The sequence below is a fragment of the Buttiauxella gaviniae ATCC 51604 genome, from assembly GCF_001654835.1.
Classification (GTDB): Bacteria; Pseudomonadota; Gammaproteobacteria; order Enterobacterales; family Enterobacteriaceae; genus Buttiauxella; species Buttiauxella gaviniae.
In genome coordinates, this window is the sequence record NZ_LXEP01000029.1 from 186,014 (window position 1) to 209,056 (window position 23,043).

Here is a 23,043-nt window from a genome sequence, read left to right on the forward strand (position 1 = left end):
AAATCAATCCGTAGTAGATTTCCTTTCACCATTACGAAAAATTACATTTACAGCAAAGCTGTTTACTCTAACGTAATGTTTATTAAGACTTTCACTTTTTTTAAAAGCATTGTCTGATAAATTAACTTAAGTGAATGTTTAGGAAAGCAGTTTATATTCAATAGGTTAATTTTGTGTTGTCGCAATGAATCTTAAACGAGGTGTAAATAAGAGGTTAATTAAGAATCTTCCTAATATATAAGTATGAACCTTCTTGCCTTATCTGCCAGTGAATTTAAGAAATATCTTGTCATCATATTCAACTTCAACTGAGTTTTTATTGCAACATTTAGAAACCTATCGTAGAAAAAGCCAGCAGCTATCGTTATTTATTAATATGACAAATAGGGCCGCAGATATAAAAAAGGCCGCTTGCGCGGCCTTTTAATTGCAGATTTAAGACTTACTTGTGGTGCTCAACAGCGTGAGTGTGTTCGACATCTTCAGACTTACGGCTGAAGCGACGGCGAACTACCACGAAGAACACTGGTACGAAGAAGATAGCCAGGACTGTTGCAGTAACCATCCCGCCCATTACCCCTGTACCTACGGCGTTCTGTGCACCAGAGCCTGCACCGGAGCTGATTACCAGTGGCATTACCCCGAGGATAAACGCCAGTGATGTCATCAGAATTGGACGCAGACGCATACGAACAGCTTCCAGCGTAGCTTCAATTAAGCCTTTGCCTTCTTTCTCCATCAAGTCTTTGGCGAATTCCACGATAAGTATCGCGTTCTTCGCCGACAAGCCAATGGTTGTCAGCAGGCCTACCTGGAAGTACACGTCGTTGGTCAGCCCACGCAGCGTCGCGGCAAGCAGTGCACCGACAACCCCAAGTGGAACAACCAGCATGACCGAGAATGGAATCGACCAGCTCTCGTACAGTGCAGCCAGACACAGGAACACCACTATCAGGGAAATGGCATACAGGGCAGGGGCCTGGTTACCAGATAAACGTTCCTGATAGGACATACCCGTCCAGTCATAACCAATACCGGTTGGCAGTTTGCTGGCCAGTTGTTCCATCAGGTCCATCGCTTCACCGGTACTCTTACCCGGAGCCGCCTGACCAAGGATTTCCATGGACGGTAAACCGTTGTAACGTTCCAGACGCGGTGAACCGTATTCCCAGTGCGCAGAAGAGAACGCTGAGAATGGCACCATCTGCCCAGTAGAGCCGCGAACATACCAACTGTTGATATCGCTTGGCAGCATACGGAATGGCGCATCAGCCATCAGGTAAACTTTCTTCACACGACCACGGTCGATGAAGTCGTTCACATAACTACCACCCCATGCAGCACCCAGTGTGGTGTTGATGTCGCTGATAGAAACACCCAATGCTTGCGCTTTTTCCTGGTCAATATCGATTTTGAACTGCGGCGTATCTTCCAGACCGTTTGGACGCACGCCCACTAACAGATCAGAGTGTTTAGCGACTTCGCCAAACAACTGGTTACGCGCCTGAGTCAGTTTTTCGTGGCCAAGGTTTGCCTGGTCAATCAACTGGAAGTCGAAGCCCGTTGCAGTACCCAGTTCAACGATAGCTGGCAGGTTAAATGCGAACACGATGGCATCTTTGATTTTCGAGAACTCGGCACTGGCGCGAGCTGCAATGGCCGGAACCTTGTTCTCTTCACCTGGACGCTCATCCCAATCTTTCAAGGATACGAATGCCAGACCGGTGTTCTGCCCCTGACCAGAGAAGCCAAAGCCGTTAACGGTAAATACGGAGTTAACGTTGTCTTTCTCTTTTTCGAGGTAGTACTTGGTCACATCATCAAGAACGGCTTGTGTACGTTCTTGTGTTGCACCCGCAGGCAGCTGTGCCATGGTCAGGAACACGCCCTGGTCTTCATCCGGCAAGAAGGAACTTGGCAGGCGAATAAACAGGAAGGCCATGCCAACCACAATCAGCAGATAAAGCACTAAGTAACGACCGGTGCTACGCAAAATATTACCGACGCTGTCGGTATAGTGATGCGTGCTCTTGTCGAACATATTGTTAAACCAGCCGAAGAAGCCTTTCTTCTCGTGGTGCTCGCCTTTCGCGATTGGCTTAAGCAGGGTGGCACAAAGTGCTGGTGTCAAAATCATTGCTACCAGTACAGAAAGCACCATTGCCGATACGATGGTAATAGAGAACTGACGATAGATTGCACCTGTAGAACCACCGAAGAATGCCATTGGTATAAATACCGCCGACAGTACCATCGCGATCCCTACCAGAGCGCCCTGAATCTGCTCCATTGATTTGCGTGTGGCTTCTTTCGGTGGCAATCCTTCTTCCACCATCACACGCTCAACGTTTTCTACCACCACGATGGCGTCATCTACCAACAGGCCTATCGCCAGCACCATCCCGAACATCGTTAGGGTGTTTATCGAATAGCCAAAGATGGCAAGGATAGCGAACGTCCCCAGCAGTACCACCGGTACGGCAATCGTTGGAATCAGCGTGGCGCGGAAGTTCTGCAAGAACAGATACATGACCAGGAACACCAGCACGATGGCTTCAACGAGGGTTTTTACTACCTCTTTGATGGAGATTTTAACGAACGGCGTGGTGTCATATGGATAAACGACTTTCAAACCTGCCGGGAAGAACGGTTGCAGTTTTTCCACGGTGGCACGTACCGCATTCGCGGTATCCAGGGCGTTAGCACCGGTTGCCAGCTTGATACCTAAACCAGACGCAGGTTGGCCGTTGAAACGTGCAACAACGTTATAGTTCTCGCCGCCCAACTCAACTTTTGCCACATCTTTAAGCAGAACGCGTGAGCCATCCGTGTTCACTTTCAGCAAAATTTTGCTGAACTCATCGGCAGATTTCAAACGGGTCTGAGCAATGATTGAGGCGTTAAGTTGCTGGCCTTTAACCGGCGGAGTACCGCCTAATTGACCTGCTGCGACCTGGGCGTTCTGCGCTTTGATAGCGGCAATAACATCAACCGGCGTGAGCTGGTAATTGTTCAGTTTGTTCGGATCCATCCAGATACGCATCGCGTACTGAGCACCAAACAGCTGAACATCACCGACACCGCGAGTACGGCTGATCGGGTCTTTAATGGTTGCGCCAACGTAGTCCGAAATATCTTCCTGTGTCATGGAGCCATCGGTGTTGATCATACCGAGAACCATCAGGAAGCTACTGGAGGACTTCTCAACGCTAACACCTTGCTGCTGTACTTCTTGAGGAAGCAGTGGCATCGCAAGTTGCAGTTTGTTCTGAACCTGTACCTGGGCGATATCCGCGTCAGTACCAGAATCAAAGGTAATAGTTATGGTTACAGAACCAGAGGAATCACTGGATGAGGACATGTACAGCAGGTTGTCGATACCGTTCATGTTCTGTTCGATAACCTGTGTAACGGTATCCTGTACCGTTTTCGCATCTGCACCTGGATAGTTTGCTGAGATCGAAATTGCCGGTGGCGCAATGGTTGGATATTGCGCGATCGGTAATTTCATGATCGCAAGCCCGCCCGCCAACATAATAATGATGGCGATTACCCAGGCAAAAATCGGGCGATCGATAAAAAACTTAGCCATGTCTTAACGGCTCCTGTTTAAGTTAAGACTTCGTTTGTTCAGACTGTGCGCCAGCGGCTGCTTGATCCTGGCCTTTATTTTCTGCCGCCACTTCCTGCACTTTCACCTGAACACCGGGTTTCACTTTTTGCAAACCGGTCACAATAACGCGATCACCATCCTTCAACCCACTGGTTACCAGCCATTTGTCGCCGATAGCTTGAGCTGCGGTGATATTGCGCACTTCTACTTTGTCATCTTTACCAATAACCATTGCTGAAGCATCACCACGCGGTGTACGAGTCACACCTTGTTGTGGAACTAACAGTGCGTTTGGATTGGTACCTTCTTCCAGTTGTGCGCGAACAAACATGCCCGGCAGTAACGTTTTATCTGGATTCGGGAAGATAGCTCGCAAAGTGATAGAACCGGTGGTCTGGTCAACCGTCACATCAGAAAACTCTAAAGAGCCTTCTTGTGGGAAAGTGATACCGTCGTTGGTCACTAATTTGACTTTAGCTTTACCGTTTTCTTGTTTCAGTTTGCCTTCAGCCAGCTCTTGCTTAAGGCGCAAGAAATCATTGCTGGATTGGGTTACATCGACATAAATCGGGTCGAGCTGTTGTACGGTTGCCAGTGCAGAAGCTTGTCCGCTAGTCACCAGAGCGCCTTCTGTAACAGAAGACTTACCAATGCGACCGCTAATAGGTGAAGTCACTTTGGTATAGGCAAGGTTAATGCGAGCAGTTTCAACGGCGGCTTTAGCAGCCACAACAGATGCGTTTGCCTGTTGAGAATCGGCAAGTGCAGTGTCGTAGTCTTGTTGACTGATGTACTTAGTACCTAACAGTTTCTGATAACGTTTAAGCGTCAGCTGAGCAATATTTGCACTTGCTTGTGCTTTTGCGAGGTCGCCTTTAGCGCTGTCATATGCGGCCTGGTATGTTGCAGGGTCGATTTGATACAGCGAAACGCCAGCCTTGATTTCACTTCCTTCTTCGAAGTTACGTTTCAGGATGATGCCACTGACTTGCGGGCGAACTTCTGCAATACGATAAGCGCTTGTACGGCCAGGAAGCTCTGTAGTTATCTGCAAAGGAGCACTTTTCAGAGTTACCACACCCACTTCCGGGGTATGCGGCGCACTCTGTTTTGTCTCTTTGTCATTACATCCTGTAAGTACTAAGCTGCCTGAGAGCATCAGAATGGCCGCCAGAGGCGTAAACCCTCTGTTTTTGTTCATATGTAAACCTCGAGTGTCCGATTTCAAAGTTGTTCAATGGATCAAATGTCCACAAACCCATTGCTGCGTTTATATTATCGTCGTGCTATGGTACATACATTCACAAATGTATGTAAATCTAACTACCGTTATTTCACCCACTTATGGCACGAAAAACCAAACAACAAGCACTGGAAACACGCCAACACCTTCTGGATGTTGCGATCCGCTTGTTTTCACAATACGGAGTTTCCGCAACTTCGCTTGCAGATATCGCAAAAGCAGCTGGTGTAACCCGTGGTGCAATTTACTGGCATTTCAAAAATAAGTCGGATTTGTTTAATGAAATCTGGGAGCTAACTGAGTCCAGTATTGGCGATTTAGAAACTGAGTATCGGGCAAAATTTCCTGACGATCCACTTTCTGTTGTCAGAGAGTTACTTATTTACATATTACAAGCAACTGTCGCCGATGAACGCCGCCGCTTAATGACCGAAATCATCTTCCATAAGTGCGAGTTTGTAGGTGAACTGGCTGTTTTACAACAGGCCAGACGCGAACTTTATATGGAAGGAAACGAGAGAATTGAGAGCAGTTTGCAGCGTTGTATTGATGCTGAAATGTTACCCAAAAACTTGCGTCTTGCTCACGCCGTTATCTTACTGCGTAGTTATATTACCGGGCTGATTGAAAACTGGCTGGTTGCACCAGATAGTTTTGATCTCCACGGCCAGGCCGAGGACTACGTCGCCATTCTGCTGGAAATGTTTCAAACCTGCCCAACCCTGAGATCCATCCCACAATAAAAATATGCTTATTAGGGTGATTCTGAACATAGTAGACCAAGGTTTTTCCGAAAAGACGTGCTAATCTTGCGGCTCATATTTCGTCTTTAACTCGCCATCCTTCGGCCTGTTCTCAAACACTGTCAAACTATGCCGCAACTCTTGTATTCACTGTATTCACGTCGCGTACCCGCACGTTTTTTGCTCATTGCATTCGTTAGCCTGCTTTGCGTGCTGGCGCAGCCAGCCTGGGCGCAAAAAAATGGTAGCGATCTCCCTAGCCGCGATGAGATTCAAAATCAGCTGTCCGCACTGAATAAGCAAAAGACACTGTCTCCAAATGACAAACTCACCCAACAAGATCTCAATGAGACTCTTGAGGTGCTGGATAAAATTGATCGGGTCAAGGACGAAACGGCAAAACTCCATCAGCAGGTGACGGAAGCACCAAAAGTGCTGCGCAAAGCCACTGATGCGCTCAACGAGATTAAAAACCAACACGCCAATCCGGCCGATGAAGAAGCGGAAATCGAAGCGCTCAGTTTGCGCCAACTTGAGTCTCGCCTGAATGATTTAATGACGGAGTTACAGAACGCGCAAAGCGATTTAGCGACCTGGAATAGCCAACTGATTTCGCTGCAAACGCAACCTGAGCGTGTTCAGAATGCAATGACTGCGGCATCGACTCAGCTTGAAGCGATTCGCAATCGTCTTAATGGTGTCACTCCAGGCGCTGTAGACTTACGACCAAGCCAGCAAACTTTATTACTGGCCCAACAAGCATTATTGAACGCGCAGTTAGATCAACAGCGTGACAGCCTCAAAGGCAACACCATCTTGCAAGATACGTTGCAAAAGCAACGTGACTACACCAATGCGCATATTAATCAAATGGAGGCGACCCTCCAGATCCTGCAAAAAGTGGCGAGCAGCAAGCGTTTAACCCTGACGCAGCAGACCGCGCAGGACGCCATAGACTCTGAAGATACCGTTAAAATTCAGCAAAACCCGTTGGTTAAGCAGGAGCTCGATATCAACCATCAGTTGAGCCAGCGTCTGATTGATGCCACTCAGCATGCCAATGAAATGGTGCCTTCGAGCATCCGCATTAAAAATACGCTGGATCGTGCTCTGCAATCTGAACGTAACCTCAAAGAACAGATCGCCGTTCTGAAAGGCAGCTTGTTGCTGTCGCGTATTCTTTACCAACAGCAGCAACAAAACCTACCGTCGGCGGAAGACACTGAAGATCTGACCAACCGCATTGCGGATATTCGTCTCGAACAGTTTGATGTAAACCAGCAACGTGACGCGTTGTTCCAACCGGACGAGCTGGTCGCGAAAATCGAAGATGGTCATAAAGCCGATGTCACCCCGGAAGTTCACGATGCGTTATTGCAGGTTCTGGATACTCGTCGTGAATTGCTAGATCAGTTGAATAAGCAGCTTGGCATGCAGTTAATGCTGGCCATCAACTTGCAGAACAACCAGCAGCAGCTGCAAAACGTCACCAAATCCCTCGACCAGATCCTGACTGAGCAAATTTTCTGGGTAACCAGTAATAAGCCGATGGATTGGGACTGGCTGAAATCATTGCCTTCTTCTCTGCGCGATCAGTTTAAAAACGCCAGACTCAATTTCAAAGGGCCAGAAAACTCGCTTAAAATTCTCGCCATTCTGCTGCTGATGATTCCGGCTTTGTTGTTGGCAGGCGTTATACGTTGGCGCTTTAAAGCGATAGACCGTTATCTGGAAAAGCAGGCGAGTCGTGTCGGGCAATTGCGTAACGACAGCCAAATGCTGACCCCGAAAGCCATTGCTCTGACGCTGGTTAAAGTTTTGCCGGGCGCTCTGGTCATCTACTCAATCGGCCTGGTGTTTGCTGGCTTGCAGATGAACATCAGCGAATCGATGTTGGCGTTTTGCAAACAGCTCTCCTTGTTCTGGTTAGTCTTCGGCTTAACTTACCAGGTGCTCTCTAAAAATGGTGTAGCTGTTAGCCACTTTAATATGCAACCGCAACTGTGCAGCCATTATCGCCGCCAACTGGTGCGTATTGGTTGTGCACTATTACCGTTGTTATTCTGGTCGGTGCTCGGGGAGCGTTCGCCGCTACATCTGGTTGAAGATGCGTTGGGTCAACTGATCATCTTCTTCAACCTGTTGCTTATCACCGCGCTTGTCTTCCCAATGTGCCGTGAAAACTGGCGCAATAAAAACAACCACACCATGCAGTTGTTTACTGTCACGATGATGGGCGTGGTACCCGCGGTGTTAATCGTGCTTACAGCGATGGGCTATTTTTATACGACACTTCGCCTTGCCGGTCGCTGGATTGAAACTATCTATCTGATACTTATCTGGAACCTGGTTTATCAGACCGTACTGCGTGGATTAAGCGTTGCAGCGCGTCGTATGGCTTACCGCCGCGCCGTTGCGCGCCGTGAGAATCTGGTGAAAGAGGGCGCAGAAGGGGGCGAGCCGGTAGAAGAGCCACCGTTAGCGTTGGACCAAATCAACCAGCAAACCATGCGTCTGGCTATCATTGCTCTGTTCGCCCTGTTTGCACTGGTGTTCTACACCATTTGGTCAGATTTGTTCGGGGTGTTCGGTTACCTGGACAGTATCCAGCTATGGAGTTATAGCGCTTCCGAAGCGGGTGTAGCAGTAGTGAAAAACGTCACCATGGGCAGCCTGTTATTTGCCGCGATTGCTTTCGCTGTTGCCTGGGTGCTGATTCGCAACTTACCGGGCCTGCTTGAAGTACTGGTACTCTCACGTCTGCAAATGCGTCAGGGTGCTTCATACGCCATCACTACCATTCTTAACTACGCCATTACTGCCGTAGGGGCGATGACCATCTTCGGCTCTCTCGGTGTGTCATGGGATAAGTTGCAATGGCTGGCAGCCGCGCTGTCGGTGGGCTTAGGTTTTGGTTTGCAGGAGATATTCGGTAACTTCGTTTCCGGCCTTATTATCCTGTTTGAACGCCCGGTGCGTATCGGCGATACCGTTACGATTGGTGCATATTCCGGTAGCGTCAGCAAAATTCGTATTCGTGCCACCACGATTACAGACTTTGACCGCAAAGAAGTGATCATCCCGAACAAAGCGTTTGTGACGGAGCGACTGATCAACTGGTCGCTTACCGACACCATCACCCGCGTGGTTATCCGTCTGGGAGTGGCGTACGGATCCGATCTGGATAAAGTACGTGAGATCTTACTGAAAGCTGCGCATGAGCATCCGAAAGTGATGCACGACCCTGAGCCTACAGTGTTCTTTACTACCTTTGGGGCCAGTACGTTGGATCACGAGCTGCGATTGTATGTGCGTGAACTGCGTGATCGCAGCTACACCGTCGATGAGCTAAACCGGACTATCGATCGTCTGTGTCGCGAAAATGGCATTAATATCGCCTTCAACCAACTCGAAGTGCATTTGCGTAATGACAAAGGTAATGAATTGACAGAAGTGAAACGCGATATCAAGGGCAACTCAAACGGTGACGACATCGTTCCTGCTCAGTAAAAATTAGCGGGAGGTGTTCTCTTCCCGCTTACGCAAAAAATCCTGACGGACAATCTCAAGCGCTGCGAGCGCGGTTTCCGTCGGGATTTCATGTTGTTCCAGCAACATTATCAAATCGACAGCCAGTTTGACTTCTTCTGGTGCGTTTTCCAGCGACATTTAATTAACCCGTAGTTTGCGAAACAAAAAGAGAAATAACAGCGCGCCAATGACGGCGGCAAACAGCGCTCGCGCATCAAGCGTGGCCAAAGTACCAATATTAAAGACGGCGCAAATATAGCCGCCGATCAGTGCCCCTGCGGTGGTTGTCACGACTGCAATCGCAAACATGCCGCTTCTTGCTGGCCATAACAGCCTCATCATTACCGCGACCAGCACACCGATTAATACCCAGGCTAAAAGTCCCATGGAGCTTCTCCCGATTGACCGACTCTCGTTAGCTTAGCCCACGTTCCCGGCGTTCGATGGATCGCTCGATACGCGTTAAAGCCTGGCGACAACGCTGCAAACGGCCTTCAAGAGCGGCCAGTTCCTTCTGGAGCTTTTGTTGCCCGGCGAGCGTGACCTGTACTGAAAGTTGGCTTTCACGATCGCTAATCATAATCTGGATGCGGCGTTCGTAATCCTGGTGAGTGGAGAGCTTCTCATACAAGTTTTCGACAACCGGCGGCTGCGGATCGTTTTTACGCATCTTCCAGGTCGCCAGCTCACGCTGCAAAGCGGAAATCTGCGCCACCAGCTTTTCGGCCAGATACGCAACTTGCTCCGCTTTACCCACTTTCACGCTAAGCTGTAGCTGTGCGAGATTTGCCTGAACTTCGGTCAGATAATCTTTAAGTTGCGTACTGTGAGTGGAAAACAGTTTACGATCGAAGCGTGCTTGCGATGCGCGTTGTAACGAGACAGGCGCAATGGCCTGTGCGAGTTCCGCGACGCGAGCATCCAAAGCTTGTAACAGCGCGGCGGTTTTCACAAAATGAATCTCCAGTGTTGCACGTGTTTAAGTACGGAATAATGAATGAAACGGATCATTTTAATCATCATTGGTTGGCTGGCGGTAGTCCTTGCGACGCTGGGTGTTGTTTTACCTTTACTTCCCACAACCCCATTTTTGCTGCTGGCGGCCTGGTGCTTCGCCCGTTCCTCGCCGCGCTTTCATCACTGGTTACTGTACCGCTCATGGTTTGGCAGTTATATCCGCCATTGGCAGGACCATCGTGCGCTGCCGCCGGGAGCTAAACCCAGGGCGCTGATTTTCATCGTATTAACCTTTGCGGTATCCCTTTATCTGGTCAATATTTTGTGGGTCAGACTACTATTATTAGTGATGATGTGCGCGCTGCTGTTCTTTATGTGGCGTATGCCGGTAATTGATGAAAAGCAACAAAAGCCATAAACCGCATTTGCAGTGGTTGCAATTGTTGGTGCCAGCCAGTAAATTCGACCGTTTTCGAGCACGGTATGACCGATTATTGAACGTTTAATAAATCCGTCTCGTGCTTTGTTAGAATCATGTTTTTAGCAGGCATTAATTATGACCGCGACTGCGCAGCAGCTTGAATATCTGAAAAATAGCATCAAAAGTATTCCAGACTACCCAAAACCTGGGATCTTATTCCGTGACGTTACCAGCTTGCTTGAAGATCCGAAAGCCTACGCCACCAGCATCGAGTTATTAGTCTCACGCTTCAAAGACGCCGGTATCACCAAAGTGGTGGGTACCGAAGCGCGTGGGTTCTTGTTTGGCGCACCGGTTGCGCTGGAATTAGGTGTCGGCTTCGTGCCGGTACGCAAGCCTGGCAAACTGCCGCGTGAAACTATCGCTGAAAACTACGAGCTGGAATACGGCACCGATCAGCTGGAGATCCACGTTGATGCAATCCAGCCTGGCGACAAAGTTCTGGTGGTGGATGACCTGCTGGCAACTGGCGGCACCATCGAAGCAACAGTGAAACTGATCCGCCGTTTGGGTGGGGAAGTGACTGACGCTGCGTTTATCATCAATCTGTTTGATATTGGTGGTGAGCAGCGCCTGGAAAAAATGGGCGTGAAAAGCTACAGCCTCGTGCTTTTCCCTGGCCACTAAGTCCAGCCTTCGTATTCCCCAAATTATACCCGTTAGCATTCGAGTTGCAGGTAGGTGGCAAGGACGAGACAAATTCGTCGGGAACGAATTTGACCAGCCGAAGGCTGGCCTCCGGTGAGAGACAGGAGTCTCTCATTAATCCCATGGAGCTTACATGAGTAAGTGACTGGGATGAGCGTATGCAGCCAACACCCCTGCAGCTTGAAGGATGATGGGTATAGAAGCCTCGCCCATAAGGTGAGGCTTATGTTAGCATTACCCCCTCAATTCACTCCCGCGATGTAGAGCCTATCTCGAATGAGCTACCAGGTCTTAGCCCGCAAATGGCGGCCACAAACTTTTGCTGATGTAGTCGGCCAGCAACACGTGTTGACTGCCCTGGCTAATGGCTTATCCATGGGCCGAATCCACCACGCCTATCTCTTTTCAGGGACGCGCGGCGTGGGTAAAACGTCCATCGCTCGCCTGTTGGCGAAAGGGTTAAATTGTGAAACCGGCATTACCGCCACTCCTTGCGGTGTATGCGACAATTGCCGCGAAATCGAACAAGGTCGCTTTGTTGATCTGATTGAAATTGATGCCGCCTCGCGCACCAAAGTAGAAGATACGCGTGATTTGCTGGACAACGTTCAGTACGCGCCAGCGCGTGGCCGCTTCAAAGTTTATCTTATCGATGAAGTGCACATGCTCTCCCGCCACAGCTTCAACGCATTGTTGAAGACGCTGGAAGAGCCGCCATCGCACGTCAAATTCCTGCTGGCGACGACTGACCCGCAAAAACTGCCGGTCACTATTCTTTCTCGCTGCCTACAATTCCACCTGAAAGCGCTGGATGTCGAACAAATCCGCCATCAGTTGGAATACATTCTTGGTGAAGAAAAAATCCCCAGCGAAACCCGTGCTCTGCAACTGTTGGCTCGCGCCGCAGATGGCAGCCTACGTGATGCACTAAGTCTTACCGACCAGGCGATTGCGAGTGGTGATGGGCATGTAACAACAGCCGCTGTCAGCACGATGCTGGGCACGCTCGATGACGACCAGGCTCTTTCGCTAGTTGAGGCGATGGTGCAGGCTGATGGTGAGCGAGTGATGAACTTGCTTAATGAAGCCGCCGGGCGCGGTGTTGAGTGGGAAGCTTTGCTAGTGGAAATGCTGAGTTTGCTGCACCGCGTAGCAATGGTTCAGCTTTCGCCTGCAGCCTTAGGCAGCGACATGGCCGCGATTGAACAGCGTATGCGTGAGCTGGCGCGTGTCGTGCCGCCTGCTGAAGTCCAACTTTATTACCAAACCTTGCTGATTGGTCGCAAAGAGCTATCCTGGGCGCCAGATCGCCGTATGGGCATTGAAATGACTCTGTTGCGCGCGCTGGCATTCCACCCGCGCAAGCCACTACCAGAGCCAGAACAACCGCGTCAGGCACCGAGTATTCCGGTGGTGAACCCTGTTCCGGTGCGCCAACAAATGACACCCGCGCCACGGCCCAATGAGACTGCGCTGCCAGACACCACCAGTCAGGTGTTGCAAGCGCGAACACAGCTCATGCGCCAGCAGGGAGCCAACAAAGCAAAAAAGAGTGAGCCGGCAGCGCCAAATCTAGCGCGGCCGGCAAAGAACAGTACCGCTCTGGAACGTTTAGCCTCGGTGAGCGAACGTATCCAGTCCCGGCCCGCAGCGCAGACAGAAGAAAAGCCTGAGCCCAAGCCCGAGGCTTATCGCTGGAAGTCGCAAATTGTTTCTGATGTCGTCGAAGAACCCGTTGCGACACCAAAAGCATTGAAGCGCGCGATGGAGCATGAGAAAACGCCTGAGCTTGCGCAAAAACTGGCTCTGGAGGCCATTGAGCGCGATAGCTGGTCGGCTGAAATTAGCCAACTGGTGCTGCCGAAATTAGTGCAGCAGCTTGCATTAAATGCCTGGAAAGAGCAGGACGGTAACCGTGTCTGTTTGCACTTGCGCCCGGCACTTCGGCATTTGAATTCACCGTCGGCGCAGAAAACGCTGGTGGACGCGTTGAGTACTTTTAGTGGTGAAACTGTTGAGCTGACTATTATTGAAGATGATAATCTTGCGCAACGTACCCCGCTTGAATGGCGCCAGGCCATCTACGAAGAGAAGCTGGCACAAGCGCGGGAAGCAATGAAAACTGACAACAACATTCAGACGCTGCGTCGTTTCTTTGATGCGGAACTGGATGACGATAGTATTCGACCAATTTGACAGACCGGTTACACCCTTCGCCCTTCAAGTAGCAGGGTTGTTGGCTGCTCTCGTTCACCCGAATCACTTACTCAAGTAAGCTCATCGGGATTCGTTCGATTGCCGCCTAACTGCATCTTGAAGTAGCTTGGGTATATGCCGGTTTGTTGTAAACCCTGATAGCCGTTAATCGTCACGTACGGTTAGTCGGCCCGAGCAAAAGAGAGAAGACTATGTTTGGAAAAGGCGGTCTGGGCAACATCATGAAGCAAGCCCAGCAGATGCAGGAAAAAATGGCCCAGGTTCAGGAAGAAATCGCCCAAATGGAAGTCACTGGCGAATCCGGCGCGGGTCTGGTCAAAGTGACCATCAATGGTGCTCACAACTGCCGTCGCGTGGAAATCGATCCAAGCCTGATGGAAGACGACAAAGAGATGGTTGAAGATCTGGTTGCTGCGGCCTTCAACGATGCGGCTCGTCGTATCGGCGAAGCGCAGAAAGAGAAAATGGCGGGTGTTTCCAGCGGGATGCAGTTGCCACCAGGCTTCAAAATGCCATTCTGATTTTCTGTCATTCTTCGTGTTGCGGGGGCGTTAGCTACGTTATTCGGCTCATCCGTGAGCCTCACCCCTTCGGGGCCGCAGCAAGCAGCGTTCAAATCTGCTCCCGGCAGATTTGTCGCAAAACCCAGTCACTTACTTGAGTAAGTGACTGGGGATTTGCTCCTTTGCTGCCTACCTGCAACTCGAATTATTTAGGGCATTAATAGTTTGCCCTTAACTCAATGAGGGCATCTAACTAACACCCTTACTCCTCTTCAAACTCCGCATAACTCTCCACCAGAAAATCAATCAATGCCCTGACCGCCGGTAACTGACCGCGCCGCGAAGGAAACACCAAATGAATAACCTCACGCCTTGCTCGCCACTCGGGTAACAAACGCACCAGGCTTCCATCTGCCAGTTGCTTGTTAACCATTAATATTGGCAACTGAACCAACCCCACACCTGCCAGCGCAGCTGCTCGTAGCGCATCCATATCGGTGGTCACAAAGCGTGGCTTGTGGTGCAGCGTCACTTCCTGATTATCCGGTCCGAACAGGCACCAGCGGTAAATCTGCTGCGGTTTTGACAATGCCAGACTTGGCCAGTGCTGAAGATCTGCCGTTGATGCAGGCGTTGTAAAGCGCTCCACCAGTTCGGGGCTTGCCACAAGGCACATGCCGCGATCCGCCAGCTTGCGCATCACCAGATCGCTATCGTCCAGCGGCAATGGGCGTACCCGCACCGCTAAGTCGACATTTTCATTTAGCACATCAACCTGGCGATTTGTCTCTTCAAGCTGCACGGTGACTTGCGGATAAAGGGCCATAAACTTCGCCAGCATCTCTCCGATATGCACATGCAGCAGAGCAATCGGACAGCTCAGGCGAATCAGCCCACGAGGCTCTGCGCGTAACGAGTTAATCGCTTCCTGCGCGGCTTCGGCTTCAATAATCATTGCTTTGCAGTGGCGATAAAAAATCTGCCCGGCCTCGGTTACCGTGAAACTGCGTGTTGAACGCTGAATCAAACGTGTCTCAAGACTTTCTTCCAGTAGTGCAATACGGCGACTCAAGCGTGATTTTGGAATGCCGATAACGCGGCTTGCTGGAGAAAACCCTCCGTTATCCACCACTTGCACGAAATACCACAGATCGTTGAGGTCTTGCATTGCCATTGTCCTGTTTATGGAACACTGAGTTCATTTTCAGAGTCTACCGGGGAGTTCGTCTTATGAGTAAGCTTTATCTCAACAGAAATCGACACTCTATGGAGATAACGATGAAATCAATTCTTGGCGTTTATTCAGCACCGACTTCCCACTGGGTGGGCGATGGCTTCCCGGTTCGCTCACTGTTTTCTTACTCAAAATTTGAAAAACAGCTCAGCCCGTTCCTGCTGCTCGATTACGCAGGCCCAGCGGAATTTAAGCCGAGCAACAAAGGGCAGCGCGGCGTTGATGTACACCCGCACCGCGGTTTTGAGACCGTCACCATCGTCTACAAAGGCGAAGTGGCTCACCGCGACTCCACCGGCAGCGGCGGTGTGATTGGCCCGGGTGACGTGCAGTGGATGACCGCTGGCAGTGGCATTTTGCATGAAGAGTTCCACTCACCGGCTTTCAGCGAGAAGGGCGGTACGCTTGAAATGGTTCAGCTGTGGGTCAACTTGCCAGCCAAAGACAAGTCGACGCCACCGAACTACCAGTCCATTACCGACGCCGATATCCCGGTTGTCACGCTACCGGATAACGCAGGACAGATACGTGTCATCGCAGGTGAAATGGATGGCGCAAAAGGCCCGGCACACACATTTTCTCCACTGCGTGTGCTGGATATGCGGCTCAATGCGCACAGTTCTACGCAACTGACGCTGCCAGATGGCTGGAACACGGCGCTGGTGGTTCTCAAAGGCACAGTACAGGTCAATGGGCAGGAAGTGGTTCGTGAGGCGCAACTGGTGGTGCTGGATGCTAAAGGTGAAACAGTGACGCTTGAAGCCAACAATGACGCAGTCGTTCTGGTATTGAGCGGTGAGCCAATCAATGAGCCAGTGGTCGGCTACGGACCGTTTGTGATGAACACTCGCGAGGAAATCAAAGAGGCCATTGACGATTTTAATCAGGGCAAATTTGGTCAGAAAGTTTAACTAGCATAAACGGCTATCGTCCAGGTAGCCGTTAACTTTCAGTAGTTTATTTATTAAATTAAGAGGATATGAACATGGCACCTGCAAACTTTAACGGACAAATTCCAATGATTGACCCGAGTGACGCGGTAATGCTGCTTATCGACCATCAAAGCGGTTTGTTCCAGCTCGTGCACGATATGCCAATGCCAACTTTACGCACTCATGCCACCGTGCTTGCTAAAGTTGCAACGCTTGCAAATATTCCGGTCATCACCACCGCTTCTGTACCACAGGGCCCGAATGGCCCGCTGATTCCAGAAATCCACCAGTACGCACCGCATGCGCAGTATGTGCCGCGTAAAGGTGAAATCAACGCCTGGGACAACCCTGATTTCGTCGCTGCGGTAAAAGCTACCGGACGCAAAACACTGATTATTGCCGGTACTGTAACCAGCGTGTGCATGGCTTTCCCGGCAATCAGTGCCGCGGCCGAAGGTTTTAAAGTCTTTGCAGTGATTGACGCCTCCGGCACCTATTCCAAAATGGCCCAGGAAGTGACTTTGGCGCGTGTGGTGCAGGCGGGTGTTGTGCCGATGGACACCGCCGCAGTAGTAGCCGAAGTCCAGCACACCTGGAACCGTGATGATGCTATGGAGTGGGCAAACCTGTGGGGTGGCGTGTTTATTGAGTACGGCTTACTGATGGAAAGCTACCAAAAAGCGCAAGACGTAGTGACCAATCAGGAGCAACTCGACTCCCAACGCGCTTAAAAGTTTTCCCCTTGCGCAGCACCTCGCACAAGGGGATTATTTTCTATGTCCTCCTGCGGGGCTAATGTTAGGCTATGGTCCACTCTTTTTTCAGAAGTCTGAGCGATGCAAACCAGTCCTTTACTTACCGCCCTTATGGAATCCTTGCGCTGCCTGCCAGGCGTTGGCCCAAAGTCTGCCCAACGTATGGCGTTCGCGCTCCTGCAACGCGACCGCAGCGGTGGAATGCGTCTTGCTCAAGCGTTAACGCGCGCGATGTCTGAAATCGGCCACTGTGCTGATTGCCGTACCTTTACCGAACAGGAAGTGTGCGCAATCTGCGCCAATCCGCGCCGCCAGGAAAATGGCCAGATTTGTGTGGTGGAAACGCCTGCGGATATCCACGCCATTGAAGCGACCGGGCAGTTTTCCGGGCGTTACTTTGTGCTGATGGGGCATTTGTCTCCAATCGACGGCATCGGCCCGCAAGATATTGGCCTCGACAGGCTCGAACAGCGTCTTGAGCGCGAGACCATCAAAGAACTTATTCTTGCCACCAACCCAACCGTGGAAGGTGAAGCCACCGCCAACTATATTGCCGAGCTATGCGGGCAATATGGTGTGGATGCCAGCCGTATCGCGCACGGTGTGCCGGTGGGCGGCGAGCTGGAAATGGTCGATGGCACGACGTTGTCGCACTCTTTAGCAGGGCGTCACAAGATTAATTTCTAATTTTACCCATCATACTTGAAGCTGCATCGGCGTTGGCTTCACTCACAAACCCCAGTCACTTACTTGAGTAAGCTCCTGGGGATTTGCTCCCTTGCCGCCTTGATGCAACTCCAATTATTTAGGGTAAAGATTGGAAGAATCTCTTTTCCCGCTTGAAAACCTCAAGTTCTATCCTCATATCACCTTCAGCGTTTTCATCACCCCTGTATTTTGATTTTGTTGAGGTATCAATGACCATGAAAGGACAAGAGACACGTGGCTTCCAGTCTGAAGTGAAACAACTTCTGCACCTGATGATCCACTCCCTCTACTCAAATAAAGAAATTTTCCTGCGTGAGCTGATCTCCAACGCCTCTGATGCGGCAGACAAACTGCGCTTCCGCGCATTGTCTCAGGCTGACCTCTACGAGGGTGACGGCGAACTGCGCGTGCGCGTCTCTTTTGATAAAGAAAAACGCACTTTGACCATTGCCGACAACGGCATCGGTATGACGCGCGACGAAGCGATTGATCACCTCGGTACGATTGCAAAATCTGGCACCAAAGCGTTCCTCGAATCTATGGGTTCTGACCAGGCAAAAGACAGCCAGCTTATCGGCCAGTTTGGTGTGGGCTTCTACTCTGCGTTTATCGTGGCAGATAAAGTGACTGTGCGTACTCGCGCAGCAGGTGTGCCTGCAGATCAAGCTGTGTTCTGGGAATCAGAAGGTGCTGGCGAATATACCGTTGCGGATATCACTAAAGCCGATCGCGGTACTGAAATTACCCTGCACCTGCGTGAAGGTGAAGATGAGTTCTTAGATGATTGGCGCGTGCGTTCGACCATCAGCAAATACTCTGACCACATCGCATTGCCGGTTGAGATTGAAACTCGCGAAGAGAAAGATGGCGAAACCATTCTCGGTTGGGAAAAGATCAACAAAGCCCAGGCGCTGTGGACCCGTAGCAAGTCTGAAATTAAAGACGAAGAGTACAACGAGTTCTACAAACATGTGGCTCATGACTTCACTGACCCGCTGACGTATAGCCATAATCGCGTGGAAGGGAAGCAAGAGTACACCAGCCTGCTGTACATCCCGTCTCAGGCGCCGTGGGATATGTGGAACCGTGACCATAAGCACGGCCTGAAGCTGTACGTGCAGCGCGTTTTCATCATGGACGACGCTGAGCAGTTTATGCCGAACTACCTGCGTTTTGTACGTGGTCTGATAGATTCCAACGATCTGCCACTGAACGTGTCGCGTGAAATTCTGCAAGACAGTCGTGTAACGCAAAACCTGCGTAGTGCACTGACCAAACGCGTATTGCAGATGCTGGAAAAACTGGCAAAAGACGACAGCGAAAAATACCAGACCTTCTGGAAAAACTTCGGTCTGGTGCTGAAAGAAGGCCCTGCTGAAGACAACGCGAACCAGGAAACTATCGCTAAACTGCTGCGCTTTGCGACCACGCATACCGATTCCGCTGCACAGACTGTGTCGCTGGAAGAGTACGTGTCACGCATGAAAGAAGGGCAGGAGAAGATTTACTACATCACCGCCGACAGCTATGCAGCCGCGAAGAGCAGCCCGCATCTGGAGTTGCTGCGTAAGAAAGGCATCGAAGTGTTGCTGCTTTCTGACCGCATCGACGAGTGGATGATGAGCTACCTGACCGAATTCGACGGCAAAATGTTCCAGTCAGTCAGCAAAACTGACGAGTCACTGGAAAAAATGGCCGACGAAGAGACTCCGGAAGCAAAAGAAGCTGAAAAAGCACTTGAGCCGTTTGTTGACCGTGTGAAAACCCTGCTGGGTGAACGTGTGAAAGAAGTGCGTCTGACGCACCGTCTGACCGACACTCCGGCTATCGTGACCACTGACAGCAATGACATGAGCACGCAAATGGCAAAACTGTTTGCCGCTGCGGGCCAGGAAGTGCCGGAAGTGAAGTACATCTTCGAGCTGAACCCGGATCATGGCCTCGTGAAACGTGTTGCGGATACTCAGGATGAAGCGTTGTTCGCTGAGTGGGTTGAGCTGCTGCTCGACCAGGCACTGTTAGCTGAGCGCGGTACGCTGGAAGATCCAAACCAGTTTATCCGTCGTATGAACCAGTTGCTGGTTTCTTAATGACAGGGGCGGGTAGCGATTACGTTTACCCGCCATCCTCCATCAAGAAAAGACAAAAACCTGCCAAAATGGCAGGTTTTTTTTCATCTAAACCCTGCTAACAGCGCTCGCAAGCCCCGCTATTCTTGAGGTGAATACGCCTTTAATGGTAAGGTCATCGCCTCTGCTTTAAATAATCAAAAATCCAAACGAATGGGGAATTACGCAATGCGTATTATTCTGCTTGGCGCTCCGGGCGCAGGTAAAGGAACTCAGGCTCAGTTCATCATGGAGAAATATGGCATTCCGCAAATCTCCACAGGTGACATGCTGCGTGCTGCAGTGAAATCTGGCTCAGAGCTGGGCAAACAAGCAAAAGACATCATGGATGCCGGTAAACTGGTTACAGATGAACTGGTTATCGCTCTGGTTAAAGAACGTATTACCCAGGAAGATTGCCGTAACGGTTTCCTGCTTGATGGTTTCCCACGCACTATTCCACAAGCTGATGCAATGAAAGAAGCTGGCATCAATGTGGACGTGGTTCTGGAGTTCGCAGTGCCGGACGAGCTGATTGTTGAGCGTATCGTTGGCCGTCGCGTACACGCACCATCTGGCCGCGTTTATCACGTCACCTTCAATCCACCAAAAGTGGAAGGTAAAGACGATGCGACTGGCGAAGAGCTGACTACTCGTAAAGACGATCAGGAAGAGACCGTGCGTAAGCGCCTGGTGGAATACCATCAGATGACTGCTCCGCTTATCTCTTACTACAGCAAAGAAGCGCAAGCCGGTAACACCAAATACGTGAAAATCGACGGCACCCGTAAAGTGACAGAAGTTAGCGCTGAGCTGGCTAAAATCCTCGGCTAATCGTACCCGTCATCTTTCAAGTTGCAGATAACACTCCTGCACCTCGAAATCTTTGGGTAGATAAAATACCAGGACCTGTTCCTGGTATTTTTTTGCCCAAATTTTGCCCTTTCGCTGTAATCGGTTCTCCTGAGGCGCTTTTACGTTACAATTATCAGCAATCTGTTGATAAGGAGTGGAAATGAATCAGGAAAAAGTGGGTATCTTACTGGCAAACCTTGGCACGCCTGACGCACCCACTCCGGCTGCGGTAAAACGCTATTTACGCCAGTTTTTGAGCGACAAACGCGTGGTTGATACACCGCGCCTGATTTGGTGGCCGTTACTGCGTGGTGTGATTCTTCCTCTGCGCTCGGCTCGAGTCGCCAAACTTTACCAGTCGGTATGGATGGACGAAGGCTCTCCGTTGCTGGTCTACAGCCGCCGTCAACAGGCCGCACTTGCGGCGCAGTTACCAGGCACTCCGGTTGTACTCGGGATGAGTTATGGTTCTCCCTCGCTGAAAAGTGCTGTGGAAGAGCTGATGTCGCATCATGTAGACCATATTGTGGTGCTGCCGCTCTATCCGCAATTTTCTTGCTCGACGGTTGCGGCCGTCTGGGATGAACTGGGGCGTATTTTTGCTAACTATCGCTCATTGCCATCAATCTCACTGATTCGCGATTATGCTGAAGACACTTCATATATCAATGCGCTGGTGGCTTCGGTAAAACACTCTTTTGCCCAGCATGGCGAGCCGGATGTGTTATTGCTCTCGTACCACGGCATTCCGCAGCGTTATGCCAACGAAGGTGATGATTACCCGCAACGCTGCCGCGACACTACGCGCGAGCTGCTTTCAGCGCTTGAGTTGCCGCCAGAAAAAGTGATGATGACTTACCAGTCGCGTTTTGGCCGCGAACCCTGGCTGATGCCGTATACCGATGAAACGCTGAAAATGTTGGCGGAGAAAGGGGTGAAACACATTCAGGTGATGTGCCCTGGTTTTTCTGCCGATTGCCTCGAAACGCTTGAGGAAATGGCGGTGCAAAACCGTGAAGTCTTCATCGAAGCGGGCGGCACAAAATATGAATATATCCCTGCGCTTAATGACGACCCGGCTCACATCGCCATGATGATGAATCTGGTGCAGAAATATCGCTAATCTCACTACTGGCCGTTAATGTGCTACCATTTCCGGCCTGATTAGCAAACTCGAACAACATCATGAAATTTCCCGGCAAACGAAAATCCAAACACTACTTCCCTGTAAACGCGCGCGATCCGTTACTGCAACAGGTTCAGCCTGAAAACGAAACAGGCACTTCCTGGATTGTCGGGATAGACCAGACGCTGGTGGATATCGAAGCCAAAGTCGATGATGCGTTTGTTCATCGTTACGGTTTGAGTTTCGGGCACTCTTTGGTTATTGAAGATGATGTTGCAGAAGCGCTGTATCAGGAACTGGTGCAAAAAGATCTGATTACTCACCAGTTTGCCGGTGGCACCATCGGCAACACCATGCACAACTATTCGGTATTAGCCGATGACCGCTCTGTTTTGTTGGGCGTGATGTGCAGCCACATCGAAATTGGTAGCTACGCCTACCGCTACCTGTGCAACACCTCCAGCCGTACCGACCTCAACTACCTGCAAGGCGTTAACGGGCCGATTGGCCGCTGCTTTACGCTGATTGGCGAGCAGGGCGAGCGTACTTTTGCGATAAGCCCCGGCTACATGAACCAGCTTCGCGCCGAGAGCATCCCGGAAGAGGTGATTGCTGGCGCGTCTGCGTTGGTTCTGACGTCGTATCTGGTGCGCTGCAAAGACGGCGAACCGATGCCAGAAGCGACCATGCAGGCCATCGCCTATGCAAAAAAATACAACGTTCCTGTGGTGCTGACGCTGGGCACTAAATATGTCATCGCAGAAAATCCCGAGTGGTGGCAGGCGTTCCTGAAAGAACATGTCTCGATTCTTGCGATGAACGAAGAAGAAGGGCTGGCGCTGACCGGTGAAAACGATCCGCTGCTGGCGGCGGATAAAGCGCTGGATTGGGTCGATTTAGTGTTGTGTACCGCAGGGCCTGTTGGCCTGTACATGGCGGGCTTTACAGAAGAGTCTTCAAAACGCACGACACAACATCCGTTGTTGCCGGGTGCGATTGCTGAATTTAACCAGTACGAATTTAGCCGTGCAATGCGCCATAAAGACTGTCAGAACCCGATGCGTATTTTCTCGCATATCGCGCCATACATGGGCGGGCCTGAGAAAATTATGAACACCAATGGCGCGGGAGACGGTGCGCTGGCTGCACTTCTGCATGATATAACGGCGAATAATTATCACCGTTCTAACGTGCCAAACTCCAGCAAACACCAGCATACGTGGCTGACTTATTCCTCTTTGGCACAAGTGTGTAAATACGCAAACCGCGTAAGTTACCAGGTATTGAACCAGCACTCTCCGCGCCTGACTCGTGGCTTGCCAGAGCGCGAAGATAGCCTCGAAGAGTCTTATTGGGCTCGCTAAGTCTTTAGTTTGTAGGGTGGTTAAC

At 50.6% G+C, this 23,043-nt stretch carries 19 protein-coding genes and 1 other annotated feature; of the genes, 13 read left to right on the forward strand and 6 right to left on the reverse strand.

The features are described 5' to 3' along the window. Nucleotides 1-442: 442 nt before the first annotated feature. Both acrB and acrA read right to left on the reverse strand, forming a co-directional pair. On the reverse strand, nt 443-3,592 hold the full coding sequence (gene acrB / locus M977_RS15770) for a multidrug efflux RND transporter permease subunit AcrB (RefSeq protein ID WP_064516700.1): 3,150 nt from the start codon (nt 3,590-3,592) through the stop codon (nt 443-445). A gap of 22 nt (nt 3,593-3,614) precedes the next feature. Beyond that, complete coding sequence (acrA, locus tag M977_RS15775; RefSeq protein ID WP_064516702.1) at nt 3,615-4,814, reverse strand: multidrug efflux RND transporter periplasmic adaptor subunit AcrA; 1,200 nt, start codon at nt 4,812-4,814, stop codon at nt 3,615-3,617. A 143-nt stretch (nt 4,815-4,957) separates the two neighbouring features. Here acrA and acrR point away from each other — a divergent pair, with 143 nt between their 5' ends. Both acrR and mscK read left to right on the forward strand, forming a co-directional pair. Further along, nucleotides 4,958-5,599: a multidrug efflux transporter transcriptional repressor AcrR gene (acrR, locus tag M977_RS15780; RefSeq protein ID WP_064516704.1), complete on the forward strand. Its 642-nt coding sequence runs from the start codon at nt 4,958-4,960 to the stop codon at nt 5,597-5,599. A gap of 129 nt (nt 5,600-5,728) precedes the next feature. After that, nucleotides 5,729-9,109 carry a mechanosensitive channel MscK gene (gene mscK / locus M977_RS15785; RefSeq protein WP_064516706.1) on the forward strand — a complete coding sequence of 1,127 codons (3,381 nt, stop codon included), beginning with the start codon at nt 5,729-5,731 and terminating at the stop codon, nt 9,107-9,109. 3 nt (nt 9,110-9,112) lie between these two features. Here the strand turns inward: mscK and rsmS are convergent, their stop codons facing one another. The 3 genes from rsmS to priC are packed head-to-tail and all read right to left on the reverse strand — an operon-like array spanning nt 9,113 to nt 10,082. Then, nucleotides 9,113-9,268: a pleiotropic regulatory protein RsmS gene (gene rsmS / locus M977_RS15790; protein ID WP_064516707.1), complete on the reverse strand. Its 156-nt coding sequence runs from the start codon at nt 9,266-9,268 to the stop codon at nt 9,113-9,115. Continuing rightward, nucleotides 9,269-9,517 carry a GlsB/YeaQ/YmgE family stress response membrane protein gene (locus M977_RS15795; protein WP_064516709.1) on the reverse strand — a complete coding sequence of 83 codons (249 nt, stop codon included), beginning with the start codon at nt 9,515-9,517 and terminating at the stop codon, nt 9,269-9,271. A gap of 28 nt (nt 9,518-9,545) precedes the next feature. Further along, complete coding sequence (priC, locus tag M977_RS15800; RefSeq protein ID WP_064516711.1) at nt 9,546-10,082, reverse strand: primosomal replication protein PriC; 537 nt, start codon at nt 10,080-10,082, stop codon at nt 9,546-9,548. 45 nt (nt 10,083-10,127) lie between these two features. Between priC and M977_RS15805 the strand changes: the two genes are divergently transcribed. The 4 genes from M977_RS15805 to M977_RS15820 all read left to right on the forward strand — a co-directional run bounded on the left by M977_RS15805 (nt 10,128) and on the right by M977_RS15820 (nt 13,954). Next, complete coding sequence (locus M977_RS15805; RefSeq protein WP_034458081.1) at nt 10,128-10,505, forward strand: DUF454 family protein; 378 nt, start codon at nt 10,128-10,130, stop codon at nt 10,503-10,505. Between the two features lie 138 nt (nt 10,506-10,643). Continuing rightward, nucleotides 10,644-11,195: an adenine phosphoribosyltransferase gene (gene apt, locus M977_RS15810; RefSeq protein WP_034493753.1), complete on the forward strand. Its 552-nt coding sequence runs from the start codon at nt 10,644-10,646 to the stop codon at nt 11,193-11,195. A 297-nt stretch (nt 11,196-11,492) separates the two neighbouring features. Continuing rightward, complete coding sequence (dnaX, locus tag M977_RS15815) at nt 11,493-13,412, forward strand: DNA polymerase III subunit gamma/tau (RefSeq protein ID WP_064516713.1); 1,920 nt, start codon at nt 11,493-11,495, stop codon at nt 13,410-13,412. Beyond that, nucleotides 12,742-12,806, forward strand: a sequence feature (DnaX frameshifting element). Its footprint overlaps the gene before it by 65 nt. Nucleotides 13,413-13,624: 212 nt before the next feature. Continuing rightward, nucleotides 13,625-13,954, forward strand: a complete 330-nt coding sequence (locus tag M977_RS15820; RefSeq protein ID WP_034458087.1) for a YbaB/EbfC family nucleoid-associated protein — start codon at nt 13,625-13,627, stop codon at nt 13,952-13,954. Between the two features lie 244 nt (nt 13,955-14,198). On the opposite strand, the gene M977_RS15825 is transcribed toward M977_RS15820, so the two are convergent. Continuing rightward, on the reverse strand, nt 14,199-15,110 hold the full coding sequence (locus M977_RS15825; RefSeq protein WP_245163512.1) for a LysR family transcriptional regulator: 912 nt from the start codon (nt 15,108-15,110) through the stop codon (nt 14,199-14,201). Between the two features lie 104 nt (nt 15,111-15,214). On the opposite strand from M977_RS15825, the gene M977_RS15830 reads away from it, so the two are divergent. The 7 genes from M977_RS15830 (at nt 15,215) to M977_RS15860 (ending at nt 23,018) form a co-directional block, all read left to right on the forward strand. Then, nucleotides 15,215-16,081 (forward strand): pirin family protein, encoded by an 867-nt coding sequence (locus tag M977_RS15830; protein ID WP_064516718.1) that lies wholly within the window; start codon nt 15,215-15,217, stop codon nt 16,079-16,081. A gap of 74 nt (nt 16,082-16,155) precedes the next feature. After that, on the forward strand, nt 16,156-16,833 hold the full coding sequence (locus M977_RS15835) for an isochorismatase family protein (RefSeq protein ID WP_064557068.1): 678 nt from the start codon (nt 16,156-16,158) through the stop codon (nt 16,831-16,833). 105 nt (nt 16,834-16,938) lie between these two features. Beyond that, nucleotides 16,939-17,544, forward strand: a complete 606-nt coding sequence (gene recR, locus M977_RS15840; protein WP_034458095.1) for a recombination mediator RecR — start codon at nt 16,939-16,941, stop codon at nt 17,542-17,544. 236 nt (nt 17,545-17,780) lie between these two features. After that, on the forward strand, nt 17,781-19,655 hold the full coding sequence (gene htpG, locus M977_RS15845; RefSeq protein WP_064516722.1) for a molecular chaperone HtpG: 1,875 nt from the start codon (nt 17,781-17,783) through the stop codon (nt 19,653-19,655). A gap of 207 nt (nt 19,656-19,862) precedes the next feature. Next, nucleotides 19,863-20,507 (forward strand): adenylate kinase, encoded by a 645-nt coding sequence (adk, locus tag M977_RS15850; RefSeq protein ID WP_064516724.1) that lies wholly within the window; start codon nt 19,863-19,865, stop codon nt 20,505-20,507. A 181-nt stretch (nt 20,508-20,688) separates the two neighbouring features. Next, nucleotides 20,689-21,651, forward strand: a complete 963-nt coding sequence (gene hemH, locus M977_RS15855) for a ferrochelatase (RefSeq protein ID WP_064516726.1) — start codon at nt 20,689-20,691, stop codon at nt 21,649-21,651. 62 nt (nt 21,652-21,713) lie between these two features. Beyond that, nucleotides 21,714-23,018: an inosine/guanosine kinase gene (locus M977_RS15860; RefSeq protein WP_064516728.1), complete on the forward strand. Its 1,305-nt coding sequence runs from the start codon at nt 21,714-21,716 to the stop codon at nt 23,016-23,018. The last annotated feature ends 25 nt before the right edge of the window (nt 23,019-23,043 follow it).